Raw genomic sequence first — 23,965 nt, forward strand, 5'->3', positions numbered from 1 at the left:
CGAGATTCTTATGGATAAATTGATTATTACCGGCGGCGTTCGTCTTGATGGCGAAATCCGCATTTCCGGGGCAAAGAACTCTGCCCTGCCGATTCTGGCTGCAACCCTGCTGTGCGATGGCCCGGTCACGGTCGCCAACCTGCCGCACCTGCACGACATCACCACCATGATCGAGCTGTTCGGTCGCATGGGCATCGAGCCTGTGATCGACGAGAAACTCAGCGTCGAAATCGACCCACGCACCATCAAGACCCTGGTCGCGCCGTATGAGCTGGTCAAGACCATGCGTGCCTCGATCCTGGTGCTGGGCCCGATGGTTGCCCGTTTCGGCGAAGCCGAGGTCGCGCTGCCTGGCGGTTGCGCCATCGGTTCGCGTCCGGTCGACCTGCACATCCGCGGCCTGGAAGCCATGGGCGCGGTGATCGACGTCGAAGGTGGCTACATCAAGGCCAAGGCGCCTGAAGGCGGCCTGCGCGGCGCGCACTTCTTCTTCGATACCGTGAGTGTGACCGGTACCGAGAACATCATGATGGCAGCGGCCCTGGCCAAGGGGCGCAGCGTGCTACAGAACGCCGCCCGCGAACCGGAAGTGGTCGACCTGGCAAACTTCCTCAACGCCATGGGCGCCAAGGTTTCCGGCGCCGGTACCGACACCATCACCATCGACGGTGTCGAGCGCCTGCACTCGGCGACCTACAAGGTCATGCCGGACCGTATCGAGACCGGCACCTACCTGGTCGCCGCTGCCGTGACCGGTGGCCGCGTGAAGGTCAAGGACACCGATCCGACCATCCTCGAGGCCGTCCTGGAAAAACTCAAGGAATCCGGCGCCGAAGTCACCACCGGCGAGGACTGGATCGAGCTGAACATGCACGGCAAGCGTCCGAAGGCGGTCAACGTGCGTACCGCGCCGTACCCGGCGTTCCCGACCGACATGCAGGCCCAGTTCATTTCCCTCAACGCCATTGCCGAAGGCACTGGCGCGGTGATCGAGACCATCTTCGAAAACCGCTTCATGCACGTTTACGAACTGCACCGTATGGGCGCGAAGATCCAGGTCGAAGGCAACACCGCCATCGTCACCGGTACCGAAATCCTCAAGGGCGCCCCTGTCATGGCCACCGACCTGCGGGCTTCGGCCAGCCTGGTGATCTCGGCCCTGATGGCCGAAGGCGACACCCTGATCGATCGTATCTACCACATCGACCGTGGTTACGAGTGCATCGAAGAGAAGCTGCAGATGCTCGGCGCCAAGATCCGCCGCGTACCGGGCTAGTTTGCATGATGGGCACAGGGACGTGCCCCAAGGTTTGGTTCCAAGTCGAGCCTGTGTTCAGGCTCGATGCGTGTCTGGCGCCATTTGCGACCGGGCATGAGTATCCTGATAAGGACTTACGTTTCCCATGTTGACCATCGCACTGTCCAAGGGCCGCATCCTTGATGACACCTTGCCGCTTCTGGCTGAAGCCGGCATCGTGCCCACCGAGAATCCGGACAAGAGCCGCAAGCTGATCATCCCCACGACCCAGGCCGACGTGCGCTTGCTGATCGTGCGCGCCACCGACGTGCCGACTTATGTCGAACATGGTGCCGCCGACCTCGGTGTTGCCGGCAAAGATGTGCTGATGGAATACGGCGGCCAGGGCCTGTACGAGCCGCTGGACCTGCAGATCGCCCAGTGCAAGCTGATGACCGCCGGTGCCATCGGCGCGGTCGAGCCCAAGGGCCGCCTGCGCGTCGCCACCAAGTTCGTCAACGTTGCCAAGCGCTACTACGCCGAGCAGGGCCGCCAGGTCGACATCATCAAGCTGTACGGCTCGATGGAGCTGGCGCCGCTGATCGGCCTGGCGGACAAGATCATCGACGTGGTCGACACCGGCAACACCCTGCGGGCCAACGGCCTGGAGCCCCAGGAGCTGATTTCCATGATCAGTTCCCGTCTGGTGGTCAACAAGGCCTCCATGAAAATGCAGCACGCCCGCATCCAGGCACTGATCGACACCCTGCGCAAAGCAGTGGAGTCGCGACACCGCGGTTGATTCACTCGCGCGGCGCCAGCCGCGCCCGTCTATCCGTGTCATAGCCAATTTTCTCAGGTGCCCGCGCGAATGGACTGGTAGCTTAGGGTGCCTGAGCATTAGCCATTCAATGAGGCCCTCGCTATGACCGCTCCCACTGCAATTCGCCGACTCAACGCTGCTGACCCGGATTTCGCGCATCATCTGGATCATCTGCTGAGCTGGGAAAGTGTGTCTGACGACTCGGTCAATCAGCGGGTGCTGGACATCATCAAGGCGGTGCGCGAGCGCGGCGACGCGGCGCTGGTGGAATTCACCCAGCGTTTCGACGGCCTGCAAGTGGCATCCATGGCCGACCTGATCCTGCCGCGCGAGCGCCTGGAACTGGCCCTGACCCGGATCACCCTGGCCCAGCGCGAAGCCCTGGAGAAAGCCGCGGCGCGGGTGCGCAGCTACCACGAAAAACAGAAACAGGACTCCTGGAGCTACACCGAGGCCGACGGTACGGTGCTGGGCCAGAAGGTCACGCCGCTGGACCGCGCCGGCCTGTATGTGCCGGGTGGCAAGGCGTCTTATCCCTCCTCGGTGTTGATGAATGCCATCCCGGCCAAAGTGGCGGGCGTCACCGAAGTGGTGATGGTGGTGCCGACCCCGCGTGGCGAGGTCAATGAACTGGTGCTGGCCGCGGCCTGCATCGCCGGCGTCGACCGGGTGTTCACCATCGGTGGCGCCCAGGCCGTTGCCGCCCTGGCCTACGGTACCGAGAGCGTGCCGCAGGTGGACAAGGTGGTCGGCCCGGGCAACATCTATGTGGCCACCGCCAAGCGTCACGTGTTCGGCCAGGTGGGCATCGACATGATCGCCGGCCCTTCGGAGATCCTGGTGGTATGCGACGGCCAGACCGATCCGGACTGGATCGCCATGGACCTGTTTTCCCAGGCCGAGCACGACGAAGACGCCCAGGCGATCCTGGTCAGCCCGGACGCGGCGTTCCTCGATCAGGTCGCCGCCAGCATCGCCAAGCTGCTGCCGACCATGGAGCGCGCGCAAATCATCAATACCTCGATCAACGGCCGTGGCGCGCTGATCCAGGTGCGCGACATGCAGCAGGCCATTGACGTGGCCAACCGCATCGCTCCGGAGCACCTCGAGCTGTCCGTTGCCGATCCGCAGGCCTGGTTGCCGCAGATCCGCCACGCTGGCGCGATCTTCATGGGCCGTCACACTTCCGAGGCCCTGGGCGACTACTGCGCGGGCCCGAACCACGTGTTGCCGACTTCCGGCACGGCGCGGTTCTCCTCGCCGCTGGGGGTGTATGACTTCCAGAAACGTTCGTCGATCATTTTCTGCTCGGAGCAGGGCGCCTCCGAACTGGGCAAGACCGCCTCGGTGCTGGCCCGTGGCGAGTCGCTGAGCGCCCACGCCCGCAGTGCGGAATACCGGATCATCGCTGACCAGGAACAGGGGCAATAAGCATGAGTAAATTCTGGAGTCCGTTCGTCAAGGACTTGGTGCCCTACGTGCCGGGCGAACAGCCGAAGCTGACCAAACTGGTCAAGCTCAACACCAACGAAAACCCTTACGGCCCGTCGCCCAAGGCGCTGGCCGCGATGCAGGGCGAACTGAACGACAACCTGCGCCTGTACCCGGACCCCAACAGCGACCTGCTCAAGCAGGCGGTGGCCCGCTATTACGGGGTACAGAGCAACCAGGTGTTCCTCGGCAACGGTTCCGACGAAGTGCTGGCGCACATCTTCCACGGCTTGCTGCAGCACGACCGACCGCTGCTGTTCCCGGACATCAGCTACAGCTTCTATCCGGTGTATTGCGGCCTGTACGGCATCGACTTCGAGACGGTGCCGCTGGATGAGCAGTTCCAGATCCGCCCAGCCGATTACGCCAGGCCCAACGGCGGGATCATCTTCCCCAATCCGAACGCGCCGACCGGTTGCCTGCTGGCCTTGGAGGCCGTCGAGCAGATCCTCAAGGCCAGCCCGGATTCGGTCGTGGTAGTGGACGAGGCGTACATCGACTTCGGCGGTGAAACCGCCATCAGCCTGGTGGACCGCTATCCGAACCTGCTGGTGACCCAGACCCTGTCCAAGTCCCGTTCGCTGGCTGGCCTGCGGGTCGGCCTGGCGGTGGGGCACCCGGACCTGATCGAAGCGCTGGAGCGGATCAAGAACAGCTTCAACTCCTACCCGCTGGATCGCCTGGCGATCGTTGGCGCCGCGGCGGCGTTCGACGATCGCGAGTACTTCGCCAAGACCTGTCAGCTGGTGATCGACAGTCGCGAGCAGGTGGTGGCGCAGTTGCGCGCCAAGGGCTTTGAGGTGCTGCCGTCGACCGCCAACTTCATCTTTGCCCGTCATCCACAACACGATGCGGCGGGCCTGGCGGCCAAGCTGCGGGAGCAGGGGGTGATTGTCCGGCACTTCAAGCAGGAGCGGATTGCCCAGTTCCTGCGGATCAGTATCGGCACGCCGGAGCAGAACCAGGCCCTGATCGACGGCCTGGGCGAGCTGTAAGCCCTATCGCGAGCCAGCTCGCTCCAATAGGAGAGAGCTGGCTGGCGATGCCTTTACTCTTTTTCCTTGACCGGCGCCGGTGGCGGGCGCAGGCCGATTTCGGCGGTGAGCTTGAGCTCCTTGCCGTTGCGCATTACCTGGATGCTGACCTTGTCGCTGGGTTTGATCCGCGCCACCTGGTTCATCGAGCGACGGCCATCGCCGGCCGGTTCGCCATCGATGCTGAGAATCACGTCACCCAACTGCATGCCGGCCTTTTGCGCCGGACCGTCGCGGAATATCCCCGCCACCACAATGCCCGGGCGCCCGGACAAGCCGAACGATTCGGCCAGTTCCTGGGTCAGCGGCTGCACCTCGATACCCAGCCAGCCACGAATCACCTGGCCGTGCTCGATGATCGACTTCATCACCTCCATGGCCAGCTTGATCGGGATGGCGAAGCCAATGCCCTGGGAACCGCCGGACTTGGAGAAGATCGCCGTGTTGATCCCGGTCAGGTTGCCGTTGGCATCCACCAGCGCGCCGCCGGAGTTGCCCGGGTTGATCGCCGCGTCGGTCTGGATGAAGTCTTCGTAGTTGTTCAGGCCCAGCTGATTGCGCCCGGTGGCGCTGATGATGCCCATGGTCACGGTCTGGCCGACCCCGAACGGGTTGCCGATGGCCAGGGTCACGTCGCCGATGCGGATGCTGTCGGAGCGCCCGACGGTGATCGAAGGCAGGTTCTTCAGGTCGATCTTGAGGACCGCCAGGTCGGTTTCCGGATCGCTGCCGATCACATGGGCCAGGGTTTCACGACCATCCTTGAGCGCCACCACAATCTGTTCGGCACCGGAGGTCACGTGGTTGTTGGTCAGCAGATAACCTTCGGGGCTCATGATCACCCCGGAACCCAGGCTCGATTCCATGCGCTGCTGCTTGGGCAGGTTGTCGCCGAAGAAGCGGCGGAACTGCGGGTCCTCGAACAACGGGTGCGCCGGTTTGTTGATGACCTTGGTGGTGTACAGGTTGACCACCGCCGGCGCGGCGATCGCCACGGCATCGGCATAGGACACCGGGCCTTGTCGAAGCGCCTTGGTTTGTGGAGCTTGCTGCAGGTTGACGTCCAGGCTGGGCAGGCCGACCCATTGCGGGTAGCGCTGAATTATCAGCAACGCGATAAGCACGCCGGCCAACAGTGGCCAGCCAAAAAAACGCAGAGCCTTGAGCATTGAGCAAGTCCTGAGAGGTTGCAGGCCGCCCGGGACGGCCCATAATGTCGCGCATTATACGAGGCCGCGCGCGCCTCTGAACGGGATATTTAGGAGTCTTTTATGGCCGTTGCCCTGAGCACTCTGGTAGAGGAAGCGGACCGCTACCTGGGCAGTTCGCGAATCGCCGATTACTGCCCCAATGGCCTGCAGGTCGAAGGCCGGCCACAGGTGCTGCGCATCGTCAGCGGCGTCACGGCCAGCCAGGCGTTGCTCGATGCCGCGGTGGAGGCCAATGCCGATCTGGTGCTGGTGCATCACGGCTATTTCTGGAAAGGCGAGAATCCCTGCATCACCGGCATGAAGCAGCGTCGGCTGAAAACCCTGCTCAAGCACGATATCAGCCTGCTGGCTTATCACCTGCCGCTGGACCTGCACCCGGATGTCGGCAACAACGTGCAGCTGGCGCGGCAGCTGGATATCACCGTGGAAGGTCCGCTGGACCCGGACAACCTGAAGATCGTCGGGCTGGTCGGCTCCCTTGCCGAGCCCATGACCGCGCGGGACTTCGCGCGCAAGGTCCAGGAGGTGATGGGGCGCGAGCCGCTGGTGGTCGAAGGCAGCAAGATGATCCGGCGTGTCGGCTGGTGCACCGGCGGTGGCCAGGGCTACATCGATCAGGCGGTGCTGGCCGGGGTCGATCTGTACCTGAGCGGTGAGGCCTCGGAGCAGACCTTCCACAGCGCCCGGGAAAACGACATCAGTTTCATCGCCGCCGGCCATCACGCCACCGAGCGTTACGGCGTGCAGGCGCTGGGGGATTACCTGGCCCGCCGCTTCGCCCTCGAACACTTGTTCATCGACTGCCCGAACCCTATATAAAGCCTTGTCCTGTAGCCGCTGCCGCAGGCTGCACCAACGCCCGCAGGGCCTTTAAGAGCACGCCTGCTGCGCAGTCGATCGCAGCCTGCGGCAGCGGCTACAGAGAGGCGTAAACACAGCAAACAGGCGGGTATATTCATATACCGTTTCGATCTAGCTGGCGTCCTGATTAGAAGAGGTCGCTGTGCTAGCATGCCCCGCTCGAACACGGCCCGCAGGCCGTCCATAAGAAAGCTTTCGTGAGTAGCCATGGTCGACAAACTGACGCATCTGAAACAGCTGGAGGCGGAAAGCATCCACATCATCCGCGAGGTGGCCGCCGAGTTCGACAACCCGGTGATGCTGTACTCCATCGGTAAAGACTCCGCCGTGATGCTGCACCTGGCGCGCAAGGCGTTCTTCCCGGGCAAGCTGCCGTTTCCGGTGATGCACGTCGACACCCAGTGGAAATTCCAGGAGATGTACAAGTTCCGCGATCGCATGGTCGAAGAGCTGGGCCTGGAACTGATCACCCACGTCAACCCGGAAGGCGTTGCGCAGGGCATCAACCCCTTCACCCACGGCAGTGCCAAGCACACCGACATCATGAAAACCGAGGGCCTCAAGCAGGCGCTGGACAAGTACGGTTTCGATGCGGCGTTCGGCGGTGCCCGGCGTGACGAAGAGAAATCCCGCGCCAAGGAGCGCGTGTACTCGTTCCGCGACAGCAAGCATCGCTGGGACCCGAAGAACCAGCGCCCCGAGCTGTGGAACGTCTACAACGGCAAGGTCAACAAGGGCGAGTCGATCCGCGTCTTCCCGCTGTCGAACTGGACCGAGCTGGACATCTGGCAATACATCTATCTGGAAGGCATCCCGATCGTGCCGCTGTACTTCGCCGCCGAGCGCGAAGTGATCGAGAAGAACGGCACCCTGATCATGATCGACGACGAGCGCATCCTCGAGCACCTCTCCGACGAGGAGAAGGCCCGCATCGTCAAGAAGAAGGTGCGTTTCCGTACCCTTGGCTGCTACCCGTTGACGGGCGCGGTGGAGTCCGAGGCCGAAAGCCTGACGGACATCATTCAGGAAATGCTCCTGACGCGAACTTCCGAGCGCCAGGGCCGGGTCATCGATCACGATGGCGCCGGTTCCATGGAAGACAAGAAACGTCAGGGGTACTTTTAAGCTTCGAGTTACAAGCGGCAAGCTGCAAGTTAAAGGCGGTATGCGTAATTTTGCAGTTTGGTGCTTGCAGCCGGTTGTTGCGAGCCGCTATCGAGTGACTCGCAATGGACTTCGAGAAACTGGTTGTTTGGCAGAGAAGCAGATGTTTAGCAGTGGGGATTTATAGAGAGCTTGCAGGATGCGGAGACTTTGGTTTCAAGGATCAAATTACCCGGTCTGCACTTTCGGTGCCTTCCAATATCGCAGAAGGCATGGAACGTCACAGCATTAAAGAAAAAGTTCGCTTTCTTTGGATCGCGAAGGCTTCTTGCGGGGAGCTACGTACCCAGATCCTCATTGGTCGTGACATTGCTTACATAGCCGACCCACTGGCTGAAAACTGGATTACAGAAACTCGCGAGCTCTCAAAAATGCTCTGCGGCCTGATCAACAAAATTTCTGACTAGCTGTACGCCGACAAGCTTGCCGCTTGAAGCTTACAGCTTGGAGCTTGAATGCAATGAGCCATCAATCCGAATTGATCAGCGAGGACATCCTCGCCTACCTGGCCCAGCACGAACGCAAAGAACTGCTGCGCTTCTTGACCTGCGGTAACGTCGACGACGGCAAGAGCACCCTGATCGGGCGCCTGCTGCACGATTCGAAGATGATCTACGAAGACCATCTGGAAGCCATTACCCGCGACTCGAAAAAAGTCGGTACCACCGGCGACGATATCGACCTGGCGTTGCTGGTCGACGGCCTGCAGGCCGAGCGGGAGCAGGGCATCACCATCGATGTCGCCTACCGCTACTTCTCCACCGCCAAGCGCAAATTCATCATCGCCGACACCCCCGGCCATGAGCAGTACACCCGCAACATGGCCACCGGTGCTTCCACCTGTGACCTGGCGATCATCCTGGTGGATGCCCGTTACGGCGTGCAGACCCAGACCCGTCGCCACAGCTTCATCGCCTCCCTGCTGGGTATCAAGCACATAGTCGTGGCCATCAACAAGATGGACCTCAAGGACTTCGACCAGGGCGTGTTCGAGTCGATCAAGGCCGACTACCTGAAGTTCGCCGAAGGCCTGAAGATGAAGCCCACCAGCCTGCACTTCGTGCCGATGTCGGCCCTCAAGGGCGACAATGTGGTGAACAAGTCCGAGCGTTCGCCGTGGTACACCGGCCAGTCGCTGATGGAGATCCTCGAGACCGTGGAAGTGGCGGGCGACCGCAACTTCAGCGACCTGCGCTTCCCGGTGCAGTACGTGAACCGTCCGAACCTGAACTTCCGTGGTTTCGCCGGGACCCTGGCCAGCGGCATCGTGCACAAGGGCGATGAAGTCGTGGTGCTGCCGTCGGGCAAGAGCAGCCGGGTGAAATCCATCGTCACCTTCGAAGGCGAGCTGGAGCATGCCGGCCCGGGCCAGGCCGTGACCCTGACCATGGAAGACGAGATCGACATCTCCCGTGGCGACCTGCTGGTGCATGCCGACAACGTACCGCCGGTGACCGACAGCTTCGAAGCCATGCTGGTCTGGATGGCCGAAGAGCCGATGCTGCCGGGCAAGAAATACGACATCAAGCGCGCCACCAGCTACGTGCCGGGCTCCATCGCCAGCATCGTCAACAGGGTCGACGTGAACACCCTTGAAGAAGGTCCGGCCAGCGCCCTGCAACTGAACGAGATCGGCAAGGTCAAGATCGCTCTCGACGCGCCGATTGCCCTCGACGGTTACGACAGCAACCGCACCACCGGTGCGTTCATCGTCATCGACCGCTTGACCAACGGCACTGTCGGCGCCGGCATGATCGTCGCCCAGCCTGTGGTGCATGGCAGCAGCACGCATCATGGCAAGCTGGCCCATGTCGCCACCGAGGAGCGTGCCCAGCGCTTCGGCCAGCAACCGGCCACCGTGCTGTTCAGCGGCCTGTCCGGCGCCGGTAAGAGCACCCTGGCCTACGCGGTCGAGCGCAAGCTGTTCGACCTGGGCCGCGCGGTGTTCGTCCTCGACGGCCAGAACCTGCGTCACGACCTGAACAAGGGACTGCCCCAGGATCGCGCCGGGCGTACCGAGAACTGGCGGCGTGCTGCGCACGTGGCGCGCCAGTTCAACGAAGCCGGCCTGCTGACCCTGGCGGCGTTCGTTGCGCCGAGTGCGGAAGGTCGTGAACAGGCCAGGGACCTGATCGGCAAGGAGCGTCTGCTGACGGTCTACGTCCAGGCCTCGCCGGCGGCTTGCGCCGAGCGTGATCCGCAGGGCTTGTACGCCGCAGGCGGGGATAACATCCCGGGCGAGTCCTTCCCGTACGACGTGCCGCTGGATGCCGATCTGGTGATCGATACCCAGTCCGTGTCGCTGGAAGAGGGCGTCAAGCAAGTGCTGGAACTGCTGCGCAAGCGTGGCGCGATCTAAGCTTTAGCGGCCAATGAAAAGCCCGCCGTCGAGTGATCGACGGCGGGCTTTTTTGTGGCCTTGAGAAAGCTATCGCGGGCAAGCCTCGCTCCTACACAGGAGCAATACGCTTGCTTCCGTAGGAGCGGGGCTTGCCCGCGATGAGGCCCTTGCAGGCGCCCCGTTATTTGCCTGGATACTCCCGATGCATCTGTTCCAGCAGCGCGTCCTTGTTCTGCCACAGCTGGTTGATCCAGCCCTGGAACTCCAGGCGGTACACGCCATCCTGGTCGTAGTTCTTGCCGATGAACTGCGGCGGGATCGGCAACTCCTCGAAATGCACCACCACCTGGTTGACCTTGCCGCACAGCAGGTCCCAGTAACCCGGCTGGCCCGCCGGATAATGAATGGTGACGTTGACGATGGATTCCAGCTGCTCGCCCATGGCGTCCAGCACGAAGGCGATGCCGCCGGCCTTGGGCTTGAGCAGGTAGCGGAACGGCGAGGCCTGTTGCGCGTGCTTGGCCTGGGTGAAGCGTGTGCCTTCGACGAAGTTGAAGATGCCCACCGGGTTGTCGCGGAATTTCGCGCAGGTCTTGCGGGTGGTCTCCAGGTCCTTGCCCTTTTTCTCCGGGTGTTTTTCCAGGTAGGCCTTGGAGTAGCGCTTCATGAACGGGAAGCCCAGGGCCCACCAGGCCAGGCCGATCACCGGCACCCAGATCAGCTCCTGCTTGAGGAAGAACTTCAGCGGGCGGATACGCCGGTTGAGCACGTACTGCAGGACCATGATGTCGACCCAGCTCTGGTGGTTGCTGGTGATCAGGTACGAGTGCCGGTAGTCCAGGCTGTCGAGCCCGCTGAGGTGCCAGCGGGTGTGCCCGAGCAGGCTCATCCAGGCCTTGTTGTTGCTGATCCAGGCTTCATGGATGTGGCTCATCAGCCAGTCGGTGAAGCGCTGGGCCGCCGGGAAGGGCAGCAGCAACTTGAAGATCGCCACCACGAACAGCGGGGTGCAGCAGACGATGGTGTTGAGCGCCAACAACAGCGAGGCGATCACGCCTCGCAGCGGTGCAGGTAGAAAATCCAATTTACACATCCAGGGGTCGGTTGGCGGCTTGAATCGCGGTCAGGGCGATGGTGTAGACGATGTCGTCGACCTGGGCGCCGCGCGGCAGGTCGTTCACCGGCTTGCGCAGGCCTTGCAGCATCGGCCCGAGGCTGACGCAGTCGGCGCTGCGCTGCACGGCCTTGTGGGTGGTGTTGCCGGTGTTCAGGTCGGGAAACACGAACACCGTGGCCTTGCCCGCGACCAGGCTGTTGGGCGCCAGTTGCTGGGCCACGGCCTCGTTGGCCGCGGCATCGTATTGCAACGGACCGTCGATCAGCAGCGAGCTCTGGGCTTCATGGGCAAGCAAGGTGGCTTCGCGGACTTTCTCCACTTCTTCGCCTCTGGCCGATTCGCCGCTGGAATAGCTGATCATCGCCACCCGCGGGGTGATGCCGAACGCGGCCGCCGAGTCGGCGCTTTGCAGGGCGATCTCGGCCAGCTCGCTGGCGCTCGGGTGCGGGTTCATCACGCAGTCGCCGTAGACCAGCACCTGCTCGGGAAACAGCATGAAAAACACCGATGACACCAGGGTGCAGCCCGGCGCGGTCTTGATCAGTTGCAAGGCCGGACGGATGGTATTGGCGGTGGAGTGGATCAGGCCGGACACCAGGCCATCGACTTCGTCCAGGGCCAGCATCATGGTGCCGATCACCACCGGGTCTTCCAGCTGCTGTTCGGCCATCGGCGCGTTGAGGCTCTTGCTCTTGCGCAGCGCCACCATCGGCTCGACGTAACGCTCGCGGATCTGGTCCGGGTCGATGACTTCCAGGCCAGGCGGCAGCTCGATGCCCTGGGCCCGGGCGACCGCCTCGACATCCGCCGGCTTGGCCAGCAGCACGCAACGGGCGATGCCGCGCGCCTGGCAGATCGCTGCGGCCTGCACGGTCAGCGGTTCGCTGCCTTCGGGCAGGACGATGCGCTTGTTGGCTTCCTGGGCGCGCTGGATCAACTGGTAGCGGAACACCGCTGGCGACAGGCGCATTTCCCGCGGCGTGCCGCAGCGCTGGTGCAGCCACTTGGCGTCCAGGTGGCTGGCGACGAAGTCGGTGATGATCTCCGCGCGCTCGCGGTCGTCGATGGGGATTTCCTTGTTCAGGCCGTTCAACTGGTTGGCGGTGTCGTAGGAGCCGGTGCTCACCGACAGCACTGGCAGGCCGGCATTCAAGGCGCCGCGGCACAGCTCCATGATCCGTGGGTCGGGCAGGGTGTCGCTGGTCAGCAGCAACCCGGCCAGGGGCACGCCGTTGATTGCGGCCAGGCTCACGGCGAGGATGATGTCGTCGCGATCGCCGGGCGTCACCACCAATACGCCGGGTTTGAGCAGCTCCACGGTGTTACGCATGGTGCGCGCGCAGATGATGATCTTGGTCATGCGCCGGCTTTCGTAGTCGCCGGCGTTGAGCACCTGGGCGCCCATCAAGTCGGCGACGTCGCGGGTGCGCGGCGCGTTCAGTTCCGGCTGGAAGGGGATGCAGCCGAGCAGGCGGAAGTCGCCGCTGCGCAGCAGGGGCGAGTGCTCTTTCAGGCGGGCGGAAAAGGCCTCCATGCTTTCGTCGGTCCGCACCTTGTTGAGGATCACCCCCAGCACTTTCGGATCGCGCGGGCCGCCGAACAGCTGCGCCTGCAACTCCACGCGACCGGACAGCTCGGTGAGCACTTCGTTTTCCGGGGCTGATACCAGGATCACCTCGGCATCCAGGCTTTTCGCCAGGTGCAGGTTGACCCGTGCGGCATAGCTGGCGCTGCGGGTCGGCACCATGCCTTCGACCACCAGCACGTCCTTGCCGACGGCCGCCTGCTGGTACAGGGTGATGATTTCTTCCAGCAGTTCGTCCAGCTGGCCGTCGCCGAGCATCCGTTCGACATGGGCCAGGCCCAGCGGCTGCGGCGGTTTCAGGCCATGGGTGCGGGCCACCAGCTCGGTCGAGCGTTCAGGGCCGGTATCGCCTGGGTGAGGCTGGGCAATGGGTTTGAAGAAGCCGACCTTGAGGCCGGCCCGTTCCAGGGTACGCACCAGCCCGAGGCTGATGGAGGTCAGACCCACACCAAAATCGGTGGGCGCGATAAAAAAAGTTTGCATGCGGATTCTCGACGGGTGCATGGCAACGGTGAGTCGCTTATGTTTACTGCTCTACCGGAAATTCAGGCGCCAAGGTTAGCGCTAACCGAGCCTTGTGCGCACCAACCGCAGGCAAAGGGCTGGCCTATTTTTTCCGCACGTTTGAGCGGATCCAGGATCCAGGCCCGGGATTGCCAGGGCGGCTGGTGGCGCAGGTGCTGGGTATGGCCACAGGACAGCTCGACGACCCAGTGGCCGTCTTCATCCTGATGAAAGCCGACGATCGTCGAGCCTGGCGTCAGGTTCCGTTTGTCCGGGTTCCGTTCGCTTTCGGGCGATTGCTTCGCTAAACTTGGACGTTCTTCATTCTTATGCAAAAGGTCTCGCCCCATGCTGATCGCCGCCAACAAGGCTGTCTCCATCGACTATACCCTCACCAACGACGCTGGTGAGGTCATCGACAGCTCCGCCGGCGGCGCACCGCTGGTCTACCTGCATGGCGCAGGAAACATCATTCCAGGCCTGGAAAAGGCCCTGGAAGGCAAGAACGTCGGCGACGAGCTGAGCGTTGCCGTTGAGCCGGAAGATGCCTACGGCGAATACGCCGCCGAACTGGTCAGCACCCTGAGCCGCAGCATGTTCGAAGGCGTCGACGAACTGGAAGTGGGCATGCAGTTCCACGCTTCCGCTCCGGACGGCCAGATGCAGATCGTCACCATCCGCGACCTGGACGGCGACGACGTGACTGTCGACGGCAACCACCCGCTGGCCGGCCAGCGCCTGAACTTCAAGGTCAAGGTTGTCGACATCCGTGACGCCAGCCAGGAAGAAATCGCCCATGGTCACGTCCATGGCGAAGGTGGCCATCACCACTGATTTCTGCGCTAAGCTCAAGTCTGACTGGAGAGGCGCCCGAGGGCGCCTTTTTAGTCGGCGGCTTTTATCGCCGGGCAACAGGCGGTACTGTCGAGTGGCTGTTTTCTGCAAGAACACGGGAATTTGGAGTTCGTCATGAGTGCTTTTCACGACCTTAAATTGAAAGCCCTGGATGGTCAGGAGCTACCGCTCGCGCCTTTCAAGGGGCACGTCGTGCTGGTGGTCAACGTCGCCTCCAAGTGTGGTCTGACACCACAATACGCGGCGCTGGAGAACCTCTACCAGCAATACAAAGGCCAGGGGTTCAGCGTGCTGGGCCTGCCGTGTAATCAGTTCGCCGGGCAGGAGCCAGGCTCCGAGCAGGAGATCCAGGAATTCTGCAGCCTCAACTACGGGGTGACCTTTCCGTTGAGCAGCAAGCTGGACGTCAACGGTCCGGAGCGCCATCAGTTGTACCGTCTGCTGGCGGGCGAAGGGGCGGAATTCCCGGGCGACATCACCTGGAATTTCGAGAAATTCCTGCTGGGCAAGGACGGCCGCGTCCTGGCGCGTTTCTCCCCACGCACCGCGCCCGACGATTCGACGGTCATCCAGGCCATCGAAAAAGCCTTGAGCTGAATCTGCACGCCGGGCCCCGCTGCCCGGCCGGTTTTACCGCGCGTTCGCGCACCTTCGCTTTCCTCCGCTTTGGCACCTTAATCACCCCGATCAATAGTGCTGGGCGTTGCCTGGGGTACGGAATATTATCGCCATCATAAGGCCGTCGGTGTACCCGCCCGACTTGCCATTTCCCGCGATTAAGACCGTCAGCCCTGGAGTACCGCATGCCCGTTCAAGCCTTGTTCAAACCCTTTCAGCTGGGTGCCCTGGAGCTGTCGAGCCGGGTGGTGATGGCGCCGATGACCCGTTCGTTTTCCCCGGGTGGCGTGCCGAACTCGAAAGTCATCGAGTACTACCGTCGTCGCGCCGCGGCCGGGGTCGGCCTGATCATCACCGAAGGCACCACGGTCGGGCACAAGGCCTCCAACGGCTATCCGAACGTTCCGCGCTTTTATGGCGAAGCGGCCCTGGCCGGCTGGAAGAAGGTGGTGGACGCGGTGCACGCCGAAGGCGGCAAGATCGTTCCGCAGCTGTGGCATGTGGGCAATGTGCGCCGCCTGGGCACCGAGCCGGACGCCAGCGTGCCGGGTTACGGCCCGTCGGAAAAACTCAAGGATGGCCAGGTGGTGGTCCACGGCATGACCCGGGACGACATCGGCGAAGTGATTGCCGCCTTCGCCCAGGCCGCCAAGGATGCCCAGGACATCGGCATGGACGGCGTGGAGATCCACGGTGCCCACGGTTACCTGGTCGACCAGTTCTTCTGGGAGGGCAGCAACCAGCGTACCGACGAGTACGGTGGCGACCTGGCCCAGCGTTCGCGGTTTGCCATCGAGCTGATCCAGGCCGTGCGCGCCGCGGTGGGCCCAGGCTTCCCGATCATCTTCCGTTTTTCGCAGTGGAAGCAGCAGGACTACAGCGCCCGCCTGGTCCAAACCCCCGAGGCTCTGGGCGAGTTCCTCAAGCCGCTGGCGGACGCTGGTGTGGACATCTTCCACTGCTCCACCCGGCGTTTCTGGGAGCCGGAGTTCGAGGGTTCCGAGCTGAACCTGGCCGGCTGGACCCGTCAGCTCACCGGCAAGCCGACCATTACCGTGGGCAGCGTCGGCCTCGACGGCGAGTTCCTGCAGTTCATGGTCAACACCGACAAGGTGGCGCAGCCGGCGAGCCTGGAAAAGCTCCTGGAGCGTCTGAACAACGACGAATTCGATCTGGTAGCGGTAGGGCGCGCGTTGCTGGTGGACCCGGACTGGGCGCAGAAGGTGCGGGACGGTCGCGAGCAGGACATCCTGCCGTTCAGCCGTGAGGCGTTGATGACGCTGGTCTGAGTGCAGCCGGGAAACGTTATCGCGAGCAAGCTCGCTCCTACAACGGGCACTGTCTATGTAGGGGCGAGCTTGCTCGCGATGTTTTCAGGGCAACAAGCGCCCCTCAGACACCACCACTTCTTCCGTGCAAGCGCCGCGCAGCTGGGTTTCAAACTGCTCGATGATCGCCGCCCAGCCCTGGCGGCTGGCGTGCTGGCGGGCATTGAGGCGCACCCGGCGCAAGGTCTCGGGATCTTCCAGCAGCCAGCTGGCGGCATCGCAGAACGCGCATTCGTCCCCGGGCATCGCCAGCACACCGTTGTAGCCATGGCGAATATGCTGGGCCGCCGCGGCCTGGTCGTAGGCCACCACGGCCAGCCCCGAGGCCAGGGCCTCCAGCACCACGTTGCCGAAGGTTTCGGTCAGGCTCGGGAACAGGAACAGATCCCCCGACGCGTAGTGACTGGCCAGCGCTTCGCCGCGTTGCGAGCCGCAGAACACCGCGTCCGGCAACTCCCTCTGCAGGACCGCGCGTTGCGGGCCATCGCCCACCACGATCAATTTCATGGACTGCTGTGGATAAGTGTCCTGCAGCTGAGCGAAGCAGCGTTTGAGCAGGCCCAGGTTCTTCTCCGGCGCCAGGCGGCCAACGTGAATCACCGCGATATCGTCATTGCCCAGACCCCAGCCTTGGCGCAGTTCGTTGAGGCGCTTGACCGGGTGGAACAGCTGGCTGTCGACCCCGCGCGACAGCAGCGCCAGGCGTTCGAAGTTGCGCCGCTCCAGCTCCAGGCGCTGGCTGGCGCTGGGCACCAGGGTCAGCTTGGAACGGTTGTGGAACCAGCGCAGGTAGTGGGTCAGCAGGCGGGTCAGCAAACCCAGGCCGTACTGGCTGGAGTACTGCTGGAAGTTGGTGTGGAAACCGCTGACCACGGAAATCCCCAGGCGCCGCGCCGCCCGCAGCGCGGACAGGCCCAGCGGACCCTCGGTGGCGATGTACAGCACATCCGGGCGATGACGTTTCCAGCGCCGCAACAGCTTGTGCATCGACGACTGGCCCCATTGCAGCCCCGGATAACCCGGCAGCGGCCAGCCACGGCACAGCAGTAGACCTTCGTCGCTGATCCGGCTCTGATCGGCGCCCTGACGTGGGCGGATCAGTTCCACCTGGTGTCCACGGGCGCGCAATCCATCGCACAGGCGGCCAAGGGTATTGGCCACGCCATTGATTTCCGGTGGGAAGGTTTCGGTGATCAGAGTGATATGCAGAGCTGTCGTCATGGCCTCAGTGTCAACCGAGGCCATGTCGTCATTGTGACGTTGCGATGATGGATTTATGACCCGCTCAGCGTTGCTGGGCCACCAGGCTCTCCGCGCCGCGCTCACGCACCCAGAACAGCGTCGCCCCGGCCACCGCCGCGGGCATCATCAGGATGTTGACCACCGGGATCAGCAGCACCAGATAGACGATCCCGCCAAAGCTCATGCTCTGCCAGCGCTTTTCCCGCAGCCAGGCGAGCATCTCGTTCCAGCCCAGCTTGTGGTTGTCCGCCGGGTAGTCGATGTACTGGATCGCCATCATCCACACGCCGAACAGCAGCCACAGCGGCGCGGCCACCAGGTTCACCACCGGAATGAAGGACAGGATGAACAGGCCGATGGCCCGCGGCAGGAAATAGCCCAGCTTGCGCATTTCCCGGGCCAGGGTGCGCGGGATCATGGCCAGCAGTTCGGCCCAGCTGAAGGGCGGGAAATCGTCGATGCCACGGACCACCACTTCGACTTTCTCCGCGAGAAACCCGTTGAAGGGCGCGGCAATCACGTTGGCCAGCATGGTGAAGGTGAAAAACACCATCAGCAGCACCAGCACCACGAACAGCGGCCAGAGGATGTAGCTGAGAAAGCTCAGCCAGTCCGGCAGGGACGGCATCAGGGTGTCGACCCACAGGCTGAACTGATGGCCGGCGAAATAGATCAATCCGACGAACAGCACCAGGTTGATGGCCAGGGGCAAAAGGACGAACAGACGCAGGCCGGGGCTGAGCACCAGCTTGAGGCCTTCGCGCAGGTATTGCGGGCCGGACAGAACGGGGGCGGGCATAAGGAGCTCCGTGCAGGGGGAAAACGCGCCGACCTTACCGACTTTGCCCCACCGGCGAAAGCGCAGTCGTTAGGTCGACATCAACTGTAACAAAGGCGCCGGTAAATACACCGATACCGGATAGAGACCTCCTATGAGCTGGATTGTTAAACCGTATTTCCTTAATCTTCGCCCCCTCTATACGCTGCACCCATTATTTTTCGGACGGGCGAACCTGAAGCCTTCCCCAAGTGCTTTCGCCGTCCTTTTTTATTCCAGCCGGCAATCCGGCGTTCCGCGCCAGTGATCCGGGCCGGTCGATAGGAGTGAGTCATGTCTGATGTACGTCATTCGCGTGTGATTATTCTCGGTTCCGGCCCTGCCGGTTACAGCGCCGCGGTCTATGCCGCCCGCGCCAACCTGAAGCCGCTGCTGATTACCGGCATGCAGGCCGGCGGTCAGCTGACCACCACCACCGAAGTCGACAACTGGCCGGGCGACGTCCACGGCCTGACCGGCCCGGCGCTGATGGAGCGCATGCGTGAACACGCCGAGCGTTTCGAGACCGAAATCGTCTTCGATCACATCAATGCCGTGGACTTCGCCGCCAAGCCATACACCCTGACCGGTGACAGCGCGACCTACACCTGCGACGCCCTGATCATCGCCACCGGCGCCAGCGCTCGTTACCTGGGCCTGCCTTCGGAAGAAGCGTTCATGGGCAAGGGCGTGTCGGCCTGCGCGACCTGCGACGGTTTCTTCTATCGCAACAAGCCAGTGGCCGTGGTCGGTGGCGGCAACACCGCTGTCGAAGAAGCCCTGTACCTGGCCAACATCGCCAGCAAGGTCACCCTGATCCATCGTCGCGATACCTTCCGCGCCGAGAAGATCCTGATCGACAAGCTCAATGCCCGGGTTGCCGAAGGCAAGATCGAGCTCAAGCTGAACGCCAACCTGGACGAAGTGCTGGGCGACAACATGGGTGTTACCGGCGCGCGCCTGAAGAACAACGACGGCAGCTTCGACGAAATCAAGGTCGACGGCGTGTTCATCGCCATCGGCCACACCCCGAACACTTCGCTGTTCGAAGGCCAGCTGGAGCTCAAGGACGGCTACTTGGTCGTGCAGGGCGGCCGTGAAGGCAATGCCACCGCCACCAGCATCGCAGGCATCTTCGCCGCCGGTGACGTGGCCGACCACGTGTACCGCCAGGCCATTACCTCGGCCGGCGCCGGTTGCATGGCCGCCCTGGATACCGAGCGTTACCTGGACGACCTGCAGAACGCTTGATTCTCAGACCGTTGCAATGAAAAAACCGGCCCAGGCCGGTTTTTTTGTGTCTGTTGTTTCAGTAGGAGCGAGCGGGCGGCGATCCGACTTGTCCGCGATAGGCTCCACGCGGTCTATCTGCAGCACCGCGTTGTCTGGATCGCGGGCAAGCCTCGCTCCTACAGGTCAGCGGCGCTTGAGTGGCTGCTGGGCAAACTTCACACCCGCCAGGCCATGGGCGATCAGCGCGCGGATATTGCCGTGGTCGCTGCCTTCAGGGGTGGCCAGCACCGAGCGGTAATGCTCACCGAACGCCAACAGCGCTTCCTCGTCGCTCAAGCCTTCCAGCAGGGCCAGGCCCAGGGTCTTGCACGAACCTTCGTTCTGCCCGGCGGCGTTTTCCACGCCACCGTTGTTGAAGGCCTGTGGCTGGTAGTCGTAGCCGGCGGCGATAAAGGCCAGGGTGTCGGCGAAGGCGTGCTCGCCGCTCTTGAGGCTGGCGCGCAGGGTGTTCAGGTCAGTCATGGGGTTTTCCTTTGGCGAACGCCGCTTGCTGCTCGGCGCTGGCTTCTTTCTGGTAGAGGTTCTTCCACTCGGCGTAGGGCATGCCATACACCACTTCACGGGCGTCATCGAGGCTGACCTCGATCTGGCGCTCGTCGGCCTCGGCCTTGTACCACTTGGAGAGGCAGTTGCGGCAGAAGCCGGCGAGGTTCATCAGGTCTATGTTCTGCACGTCCTTGCGGCTGTCCAGGTGCGCGACCAGGCGGCGGAAGGCGGCGGCTTCGAGTTCCAGGCGTTGTTGGGGGGTCATAGGTCTCTCTGAGACAGCTTCAAGCGGCAAGCTTCAAGCTGCAAGATGGATTGCGGTGGCTGGAAGTTTACAGCTTGAAGCTTGCCGCTTGTAGCTAGCGGCTCGCTGCAAGCGTGATCGACACCGACTCGGCGAAACGCAGGGCGTGGGGTTTGTCGACTTCGACCTCGGCGTACAGCACCGATTCGTTGGCCATGATCAGATCGAGGATTTCCTGGGTCAGGCGCTCGAGCAGGGCAAAGCGGTTGCCCTCCACGTGGGCGATGATCGCCTTGGTGATGGTGCGGTAGTTCAGCGCATGGTCGATGTCGTTGTCGCGCACGGCTTCCTGCGCGGCATACAGGATGGTCAGGTTGATCAGCACATCCTGCTTGTTGAGGATCTCGTCCTCGTTGATTCCGATGAAGGTCCGCAGGCACAGGTCCTTGACCCGGATGCGAGCCATTCCTGGCTGAAGTTGTGGCATTGCTACTTGCTCCGTCCGATCAATTGCAGGAATTCCTGGCGCGTGGTGCTCGAATCGCGAAAGGCGCCGAGCATCACCGAAGTGTGCATGGTCGAGTTCTGCTTCTCGACTCCGCGCATCATCATGCACATGTGCTGCGCTTCGACGACCACCGCGACGCCGGCGGCCTGGGTTACCCGCTGCACCGCGTCGGCGATTTCCCGCGTGAGGTTTTCCTGGATCTGCAGGCGGCGGGCGAACATGTCGACGATCCGGGCGATCTTCGACAGGCCCAGCACCTTGCCGGTGGGAATATAAGCCACATGGGCCTTGCCGATGAAGGGCAGCAGGTGATGTTCGCACAGGGAATAGAGTTCGATGTCGGCGACTATGACCATTTCATCGTTGTCGGAGGCGAACAGCGCGCCATTGACCACCTCGTCCACCGACTGGCTGTAGCCATGACACAGGTACTGCATGGCCTTGGCCGCGCGTTGCGGGGTGTCGAGCAGGCCTTCGCGCTCGGGGTCTTCGCCGAGACCCTTGAGGATCTCGCGGTAGTGCTGGGGCAGGGAAAGCGTCATGCAACGTCCTCGCGGGAAGCCTTACTTGAGGTGCCGCCCGCCGTTGACGGTCAGGGTCGTGCCGGTGACATAAGGGTTGTCGAGCAGATAACGCAGGCTCTGGTAGACCACCTCGCAACCGGGTTCGATGCCCAGGGCGGACTTGGCCAGGGCCTTGGCGCGGTACGCCGCGTCGTCGTCGGGATTGAACATTAACAGAGCCGGGGCGATGCCGTTGACCTTGATCGTCGGGGCATATTTCGCCGCGAAGGACAGGGTCAGGCTGTCGAGGCCGGCCTTGGTGGCGCAATAGGCGATGTGCTTGCTGCTGCCGCGGCGCGTGACGTCGTCGCCGATGTGCACGATGTCGGCGGGGCTGGAGCGCTGCAGCAGGTCGGCGCAATGCAGGTTGATCAGGTAGGGCGCGAGCATGTGCACGCTGAACATGTCGGCGAAGGCCGCGCTTTCCTGGCCGGGCGTTTCCTCCAGCCATTGCGAGGCGTTGTGCACGATCGCCCGCAGGCTGTCGGTGTGCTCGCGCAATTGGCTGATGAAGGCCTGGATCCCGGCTTCGCTGGAGAAGTCAGCGAACAGGGCAATCGCGCCACGCTCGCGCAAGGCCTGCACGCCGGGGCGTTCGGTGCGATAGCTGATGATCACCCGGTGACCGTCTTCCAGCAGGCGCAATGCGCAATGCAGGCCGACACGCTGGCCGGCGCCGGTGATCAGGATCGGGGCAGGGGAAGTAGTCATGAACGGCTCGCGTCGCAGGTAGAGCAAAACTATACCAGCGCGAGGCGGGGTTCGCCCAAGCCGCTGCAGGAGTGGGCGGGCGGCGATCCGACTTGTCCGCGATGATGGTGCCGCGGTCTGTCTGGCAGACCGCGTTATTGCTCATCGCCGGCGAGCCGGTGCTACACGTGGCTCTGTGGGGAAGGTGCTGCCGGCAGCGGACGGGGCGGCGTGCTGTTCAGCCACCCGGACAACAGGCGGGTGGACAGCGGAATGAACCAGTAGACCATCAGCGGCGTCAGGGCCAGGGTGCTGACGAGCACGCGCGGCGCCAGGCTGAGTTCGCCCAGCAGCGGGCTGAGGATGAAGTTGAAGATCAGCGACACCGGGAAGAACGCTAGCCAGATCGCCACCGCCTGCTTCCAGCGCGGAGGGCGCTGGCCGGTTGCGCCGAACCAGCCGTCGATACCGCTGACCCGGTGTTCATGGGGATGGGCGAACAGGTCGCTGCCGCGGGCCAGCCAGGCGGTGCGCGAGGCGGAGTGCTCCCAGACGTGCAGGGTCTGCTCGTCGGCGAAGCGGAAGATGATCTGGAATTCGTCATCGTCGGGCGGCGGAGCGAGCACGCCGGAGCCGAGATAACCGGGGAAGTCGGTGGCCAATTGTTCGCCTTCGCGCAGCCAGGCGATCAGGTCCTGGTAACGGCCATCGGCGACACGCCGGGCGACCATCAGGGTGACGGGTGAGGTAGACATTATGTATCTCCGTAAAACCAATGCGCTGCCTGGGTAAGGCCGTACGCCGGACGCAGCACCGGGGTGTTGGGCTGCGTCTTGAAAGCAAGCAAGGATTATTCCTGATTGTGACAAATACACCAGAGGCAGCGGTCGCTTTGCCCTGTGTTGAAGAACTGTCACCGATGGGGAGTAGAATGGCCGTCACTTTATCCATCGGTGTTTTCTGCCCAGATGCCCGTTATTACTGAACTTTCCCGCCCGACACAGCCCCTCGACCAACCCTCGCAGGACGATCTGTTTCCAATCCGGGAAGTTTCACGGCTCACGGGGATCAACCCGGTGACCCTGCGGGCCTGGGAGCGTCGTTATGGATTGATCCAGCCGACGCGCACCGAAAGTGGGCATCGTTTGTATTCGATGCACGATGTCGAGACGGTCCGCGAGATCCTCGGCTGGATCGATCGGGGTGTCGCGGTCAGCAAGGTCGGCAAGATCCTCGCCAAGACCCGGGCCGCCCGCGAGGCGCCGCAGGCCATGCCGGGCGACAGCGCATCGGGCGATTACCAGCAGTGGCAGGGGCAACTCAAGCGGGCGGTCGGCGGCTTCGACGAGCCGCACCTGGAGCGGCTGTACGGCCAGATCTTCTCCAGCTATTCGCTGTCGGTGGTGTTCCAGGACATCCTCATGCCGTTCTGGCGGCAGCTGGCGCAGCACCAGGAACCTTACGGCCACACCAGCGAATGGCTGTTCTTCGATCACTTCCTGCGTTCGCGGGTCTCCCAGCGCCTGCTGTTACAGCGCGGCCAAGCGCTGCGCCCGGTGCTGCTGGCGGCGCTTGCCGGGCAATGCCGGGAACTGGAATTGCTGGTGGCGGCGCTGATGCTGGGCAGTGCCGAGTTGGAAATCCGGGTGTTGGCGCCGGGGCAGCCGTTCGACGAGCTGACCCTGGTCTGCGAGAAGATCAAGCCCCAGGCGCTGGTGCTGTTTTCCAATCACGCGCCGGCGCCGGAGCTGCCTCGACGCTTGAACCGCATGGCGCTGACCCTGGAGTGTCCGCTGATGCTGGCGGGAGATGTCGCCGAGCTGGCCCAGGACAGCCTGAGCGCTTCGCCGGTGGGTTGCCTGGGGAGTGACGGGCGTTTGATGATGCAGCGCCTGCGGCAGTTTCTCAGCGGTACGCTCGATACCTGAACTCATACCCAGGCAGCCAAAAGCT

25 protein-coding genes are annotated in these 23,965 nt (G+C 63.0%); 13 read left to right on the plus strand and 12 right to left on the minus strand.

Going from position 1 to position 23,965, the window contains the following annotated elements; genetic code table 11:
- The first annotated feature begins 10 nt into the window (after positions 1-10).
- The 4 genes from murA to hisC all read left to right on the plus strand — a co-directional run bounded on the left by murA (position 11) and on the right by hisC (position 4,546).
- Complete coding sequence (murA, locus tag CXQ81_RS07085; protein ID WP_007929859.1) at positions 11-1,276, plus strand: UDP-N-acetylglucosamine 1-carboxyvinyltransferase; 1,266 nt, start codon at positions 11-13, stop codon at positions 1,274-1,276.
- Positions 1,277-1,403: 127 nt separating this feature from the next.
- Positions 1,404-2,039, plus strand: coding sequence for an ATP phosphoribosyltransferase (gene hisG / locus CXQ81_RS07090; RefSeq protein ID WP_007929858.1), 636 nt, complete (start codon positions 1,404-1,406; stop codon positions 2,037-2,039).
- Between the two features lie 123 nt (positions 2,040-2,162).
- Positions 2,163-3,491: a histidinol dehydrogenase gene (hisD, locus tag CXQ81_RS07095; RefSeq protein WP_007929857.1), complete on the plus strand. Its 1,329-nt coding sequence runs from the start codon at positions 2,163-2,165 to the stop codon at positions 3,489-3,491.
- Positions 3,492-3,493: 2 nt separating this feature from the next.
- Positions 3,494-4,546 (plus strand): histidinol-phosphate transaminase, encoded by a 1,053-nt coding sequence (gene hisC / locus CXQ81_RS07100; RefSeq protein WP_101336852.1) that lies wholly within the window; start codon positions 3,494-3,496, stop codon positions 4,544-4,546.
- Positions 4,547-4,599: 53 nt separating this feature from the next.
- On the opposite strand, the gene algW is transcribed toward hisC, so the two are convergent.
- Positions 4,600-5,754: a Do family serine endopeptidase AlgW gene (gene algW / locus CXQ81_RS07105; RefSeq protein ID WP_025806436.1), complete on the minus strand. Its 1,155-nt coding sequence runs from the start codon at positions 5,752-5,754 to the stop codon at positions 4,600-4,602.
- Positions 5,755-5,856: 102 nt separating this feature from the next.
- On the opposite strand from algW, the gene CXQ81_RS07110 reads away from it, so the two are divergent.
- The 4 genes from CXQ81_RS07110 to cysN all read left to right on the plus strand — a co-directional run bounded on the left by CXQ81_RS07110 (position 5,857) and on the right by cysN (position 10,180).
- On the plus strand, positions 5,857-6,615 hold the full coding sequence (locus CXQ81_RS07110) for a Nif3-like dinuclear metal center hexameric protein (RefSeq protein ID WP_009047010.1): 759 nt from the start codon (positions 5,857-5,859) through the stop codon (positions 6,613-6,615).
- 249 nt (positions 6,616-6,864) lie between these two features.
- Positions 6,865-7,782, plus strand: a complete 918-nt coding sequence (gene cysD, locus CXQ81_RS07120; protein WP_007929849.1) for a sulfate adenylyltransferase subunit CysD — start codon at positions 6,865-6,867, stop codon at positions 7,780-7,782.
- A gap of 104 nt (positions 7,783-7,886) precedes the next feature.
- Positions 7,887-8,228, plus strand: a complete 342-nt coding sequence (locus CXQ81_RS07125; protein ID WP_087091261.1) for a four helix bundle protein — start codon at positions 7,887-7,889, stop codon at positions 8,226-8,228.
- Positions 8,229-8,281: 53 nt separating this feature from the next.
- Positions 8,282-10,180 (plus strand): sulfate adenylyltransferase subunit CysN, encoded by a 1,899-nt coding sequence (gene cysN / locus CXQ81_RS07130; protein ID WP_053259659.1) that lies wholly within the window; start codon positions 8,282-8,284, stop codon positions 10,178-10,180.
- A 163-nt stretch (positions 10,181-10,343) separates the two neighbouring features.
- Here the strand turns inward: cysN and CXQ81_RS07135 are convergent, their stop codons facing one another.
- The 3 genes from CXQ81_RS07135 to CXQ81_RS07145 form a co-directional block, all read right to left on the minus strand.
- The gene (locus CXQ81_RS07135; RefSeq protein ID WP_087091262.1) at positions 10,344-11,255 is read right to left on the minus strand and encodes an acyltransferase; all 912 of its coding nucleotides are present in this window, start codon (positions 11,253-11,255) and stop codon (positions 10,344-10,346) included.
- Positions 11,248-13,347, minus strand: coding sequence for a phosphate acetyltransferase (pta, locus tag CXQ81_RS07140; RefSeq protein ID WP_101336854.1), 2,100 nt, complete (start codon positions 13,345-13,347; stop codon positions 11,248-11,250). The genes CXQ81_RS07135 and pta overlap by 8 nt, the downstream gene beginning before the upstream one ends.
- Before the next feature lie 62 nt (positions 13,348-13,409).
- On the minus strand, positions 13,410-13,748 hold the full coding sequence (locus CXQ81_RS07145) for a DUF3565 domain-containing protein (RefSeq protein ID WP_081002212.1): 339 nt from the start codon (positions 13,746-13,748) through the stop codon (positions 13,410-13,412).
- On the opposite strand from CXQ81_RS07145, the gene CXQ81_RS07150 reads away from it, so the two are divergent.
- The 3 genes from CXQ81_RS07150 (at position 13,717) to CXQ81_RS07160 (ending at position 16,130) form a co-directional block, all read left to right on the plus strand.
- Positions 13,717-14,202 carry a peptidylprolyl isomerase gene (locus CXQ81_RS07150; RefSeq protein WP_007929845.1) on the plus strand — a complete coding sequence of 162 codons (486 nt, stop codon included), beginning with the start codon at positions 13,717-13,719 and terminating at the stop codon, positions 14,200-14,202. The genes CXQ81_RS07145 and CXQ81_RS07150 overlap by 32 nt on opposite strands.
- 135 nt (positions 14,203-14,337) lie before the next feature.
- Complete coding sequence (locus tag CXQ81_RS07155; RefSeq protein ID WP_009042206.1) at positions 14,338-14,820, plus strand: glutathione peroxidase; 483 nt, start codon at positions 14,338-14,340, stop codon at positions 14,818-14,820.
- A 206-nt stretch (positions 14,821-15,026) separates the two neighbouring features.
- The gene (locus CXQ81_RS07160) at positions 15,027-16,130 is read left to right on the plus strand and encodes an NADH:flavin oxidoreductase (protein ID WP_101336855.1); all 1,104 of its coding nucleotides are present in this window, start codon (positions 15,027-15,029) and stop codon (positions 16,128-16,130) included.
- 84 nt (positions 16,131-16,214) lie between these two features.
- Here CXQ81_RS07160 and CXQ81_RS07165 read toward each other — a convergent pair whose 3' ends face one another.
- Positions 16,215-17,414 (minus strand): glycosyltransferase family 1 protein, encoded by a 1,200-nt coding sequence (locus tag CXQ81_RS07165; protein WP_007929842.1) that lies wholly within the window; start codon positions 17,412-17,414, stop codon positions 16,215-16,217.
- 40 nt (positions 17,415-17,454) lie between these two features.
- Positions 17,455-18,210 (minus strand): sulfate transporter CysZ, encoded by a 756-nt coding sequence (gene cysZ / locus CXQ81_RS07170; RefSeq protein WP_101336856.1) that lies wholly within the window; start codon positions 18,208-18,210, stop codon positions 17,455-17,457.
- A 312-nt stretch (positions 18,211-18,522) separates the two neighbouring features.
- Between cysZ and trxB the strand changes: the two genes are divergently transcribed.
- Complete coding sequence (gene trxB / locus CXQ81_RS07180; RefSeq protein WP_007929833.1) at positions 18,523-19,479, plus strand: thioredoxin-disulfide reductase; 957 nt, start codon at positions 18,523-18,525, stop codon at positions 19,477-19,479.
- 165 nt (positions 19,480-19,644) lie between these two features.
- Here the strand turns inward: trxB and CXQ81_RS07185 are convergent, their stop codons facing one another.
- The 6 genes from CXQ81_RS07185 to CXQ81_RS07210 form a co-directional block, all read right to left on the minus strand.
- Positions 19,645-19,983, minus strand: coding sequence for a HopJ type III effector protein (locus tag CXQ81_RS07185; RefSeq protein WP_053259665.1), 339 nt, complete (start codon positions 19,981-19,983; stop codon positions 19,645-19,647).
- Positions 19,976-20,272 carry a DUF1244 domain-containing protein gene (locus tag CXQ81_RS07190; protein WP_053259666.1) on the minus strand — a complete coding sequence of 99 codons (297 nt, stop codon included), beginning with the start codon at positions 20,270-20,272 and terminating at the stop codon, positions 19,976-19,978. The genes CXQ81_RS07185 and CXQ81_RS07190 overlap by 8 nt, the downstream gene beginning before the upstream one ends.
- Before the next feature lie 94 nt (positions 20,273-20,366).
- Entirely contained in the window at positions 20,367-20,738 is a 372-nt protein-coding gene (gene folX, locus CXQ81_RS07195; protein ID WP_007929829.1) for a dihydroneopterin triphosphate 2'-epimerase, read from the minus strand.
- A gap of 2 nt (positions 20,739-20,740) precedes the next feature.
- Positions 20,741-21,301: a GTP cyclohydrolase I FolE gene (gene folE / locus CXQ81_RS07200; RefSeq protein WP_007929828.1), complete on the minus strand. Its 561-nt coding sequence runs from the start codon at positions 21,299-21,301 to the stop codon at positions 20,741-20,743.
- Positions 21,302-21,322: 21 nt separating this feature from the next.
- A complete protein-coding gene (folM, locus tag CXQ81_RS07205) occupies positions 21,323-22,033 on the minus strand; it encodes a dihydromonapterin reductase (RefSeq protein WP_101339387.1) in 711 nt (236 codons plus the stop codon).
- 161 nt (positions 22,034-22,194) lie between these two features.
- The gene (locus CXQ81_RS07210; protein WP_101336858.1) at positions 22,195-22,767 is read right to left on the minus strand and encodes an antibiotic biosynthesis monooxygenase; all 573 of its coding nucleotides are present in this window, start codon (positions 22,765-22,767) and stop codon (positions 22,195-22,197) included.
- A gap of 213 nt (positions 22,768-22,980) precedes the next feature.
- On the opposite strand from CXQ81_RS07210, the gene CXQ81_RS07215 reads away from it, so the two are divergent.
- The gene (locus CXQ81_RS07215; RefSeq protein WP_101336859.1) at positions 22,981-23,940 is read left to right on the plus strand and encodes a MerR family transcriptional regulator; all 960 of its coding nucleotides are present in this window, start codon (positions 22,981-22,983) and stop codon (positions 23,938-23,940) included.
- Positions 23,941-23,965: the final 25 nt, after the last annotated feature.

Source organism: Pseudomonas sp. 09C 129, from assembly GCF_002843625.1.
Taxonomy (GTDB): Bacteria; Pseudomonadota; Gammaproteobacteria; order Pseudomonadales; family Pseudomonadaceae; genus Aquipseudomonas; species Aquipseudomonas chlororaphis.

Bases quoted from the DNA above. Each gene is read 5' to 3' on its own strand.
- murA (WP_007929859.1), top strand. From the start codon at position 11: ATGGATAAATTGATTATTACCGGCGGCGTTCGTCTTGATGGCGAAATC.
- hisG (WP_007929858.1), top strand. From the start codon at position 1,404: ATGTTGACCATCGCACTGTCCAAGGGCCGCATCCTTGATGACACCTTG.
- hisD (WP_007929857.1), top strand. From the start codon at position 2,163: ATGACCGCTCCCACTGCAATTCGCCGACTCAACGCTGCTGACCCGGAT.
- hisC (WP_101336852.1), top strand. From the start codon at position 3,494: ATGAGTAAATTCTGGAGTCCGTTCGTCAAGGACTTGGTGCCCTACGTG.
- algW (WP_025806436.1), bottom strand. From the start codon at position 5,754: ATGCTCAAGGCTCTGCGTTTTTTTGGCTGGCCACTGTTGGCCGGCGTG.
- CXQ81_RS07110 (WP_009047010.1), top strand. From the start codon at position 5,857: ATGGCCGTTGCCCTGAGCACTCTGGTAGAGGAAGCGGACCGCTACCTG.
- cysD (WP_007929849.1), top strand. From the start codon at position 6,865: ATGGTCGACAAACTGACGCATCTGAAACAGCTGGAGGCGGAAAGCATC.
- CXQ81_RS07125 (WP_087091261.1), top strand. From the start codon at position 7,887: ATGGACTTCGAGAAACTGGTTGTTTGGCAGAGAAGCAGATGTTTAGCA.
- cysN (WP_053259659.1), top strand. From the start codon at position 8,282: ATGAGCCATCAATCCGAATTGATCAGCGAGGACATCCTCGCCTACCTG.
- CXQ81_RS07135 (WP_087091262.1), bottom strand. From the start codon at position 11,255: ATGTGTAAATTGGATTTTCTACCTGCACCGCTGCGAGGCGTGATCGCC.
- pta (WP_101336854.1), bottom strand. From the start codon at position 13,347: ATGCAAACTTTTTTTATCGCGCCCACCGATTTTGGTGTGGGTCTGACC.
- CXQ81_RS07150 (WP_007929845.1), top strand. From the start codon at position 13,717: ATGCTGATCGCCGCCAACAAGGCTGTCTCCATCGACTATACCCTCACC.
- CXQ81_RS07145 (WP_081002212.1), bottom strand. From the start codon at position 13,748: ATGGAGACAGCCTTGTTGGCGGCGATCAGCATGGGGCGAGACCTTTTG.
- CXQ81_RS07155 (WP_009042206.1), top strand. From the start codon at position 14,338: ATGAGTGCTTTTCACGACCTTAAATTGAAAGCCCTGGATGGTCAGGAG.
- CXQ81_RS07160 (WP_101336855.1), top strand. From the start codon at position 15,027: ATGCCCGTTCAAGCCTTGTTCAAACCCTTTCAGCTGGGTGCCCTGGAG.
- CXQ81_RS07165 (WP_007929842.1), bottom strand. From the start codon at position 17,414: ATGGCCTCGGTTGACACTGAGGCCATGACGACAGCTCTGCATATCACT.
- cysZ (WP_101336856.1), bottom strand. From the start codon at position 18,210: ATGCCCGCCCCCGTTCTGTCCGGCCCGCAATACCTGCGCGAAGGCCTC.
- trxB (WP_007929833.1), top strand. From the start codon at position 18,523: ATGTCTGATGTACGTCATTCGCGTGTGATTATTCTCGGTTCCGGCCCT.
- CXQ81_RS07185 (WP_053259665.1), bottom strand. From the start codon at position 19,983: ATGACTGACCTGAACACCCTGCGCGCCAGCCTCAAGAGCGGCGAGCAC.
- CXQ81_RS07190 (WP_053259666.1), bottom strand. From the start codon at position 20,272: ATGACCCCCCAACAACGCCTGGAACTCGAAGCCGCCGCCTTCCGCCGC.
- folX (WP_007929829.1), bottom strand. From the start codon at position 20,738: ATGCCACAACTTCAGCCAGGAATGGCTCGCATCCGGGTCAAGGACCTG.
- folE (WP_007929828.1), bottom strand. From the start codon at position 21,301: ATGACGCTTTCCCTGCCCCAGCACTACCGCGAGATCCTCAAGGGTCTC.
- folM (WP_101339387.1), bottom strand. From the start codon at position 22,033: ATGACTACTTCCCCTGCCCCGATCCTGATCACCGGCGCCGGCCAGCGT.
- CXQ81_RS07210 (WP_101336858.1), bottom strand. From the start codon at position 22,767: ATGTCTACCTCACCCGTCACCCTGATGGTCGCCCGGCGTGTCGCCGAT.
- CXQ81_RS07215 (WP_101336859.1), top strand. From the start codon at position 22,981: ATGCCCGTTATTACTGAACTTTCCCGCCCGACACAGCCCCTCGACCAA.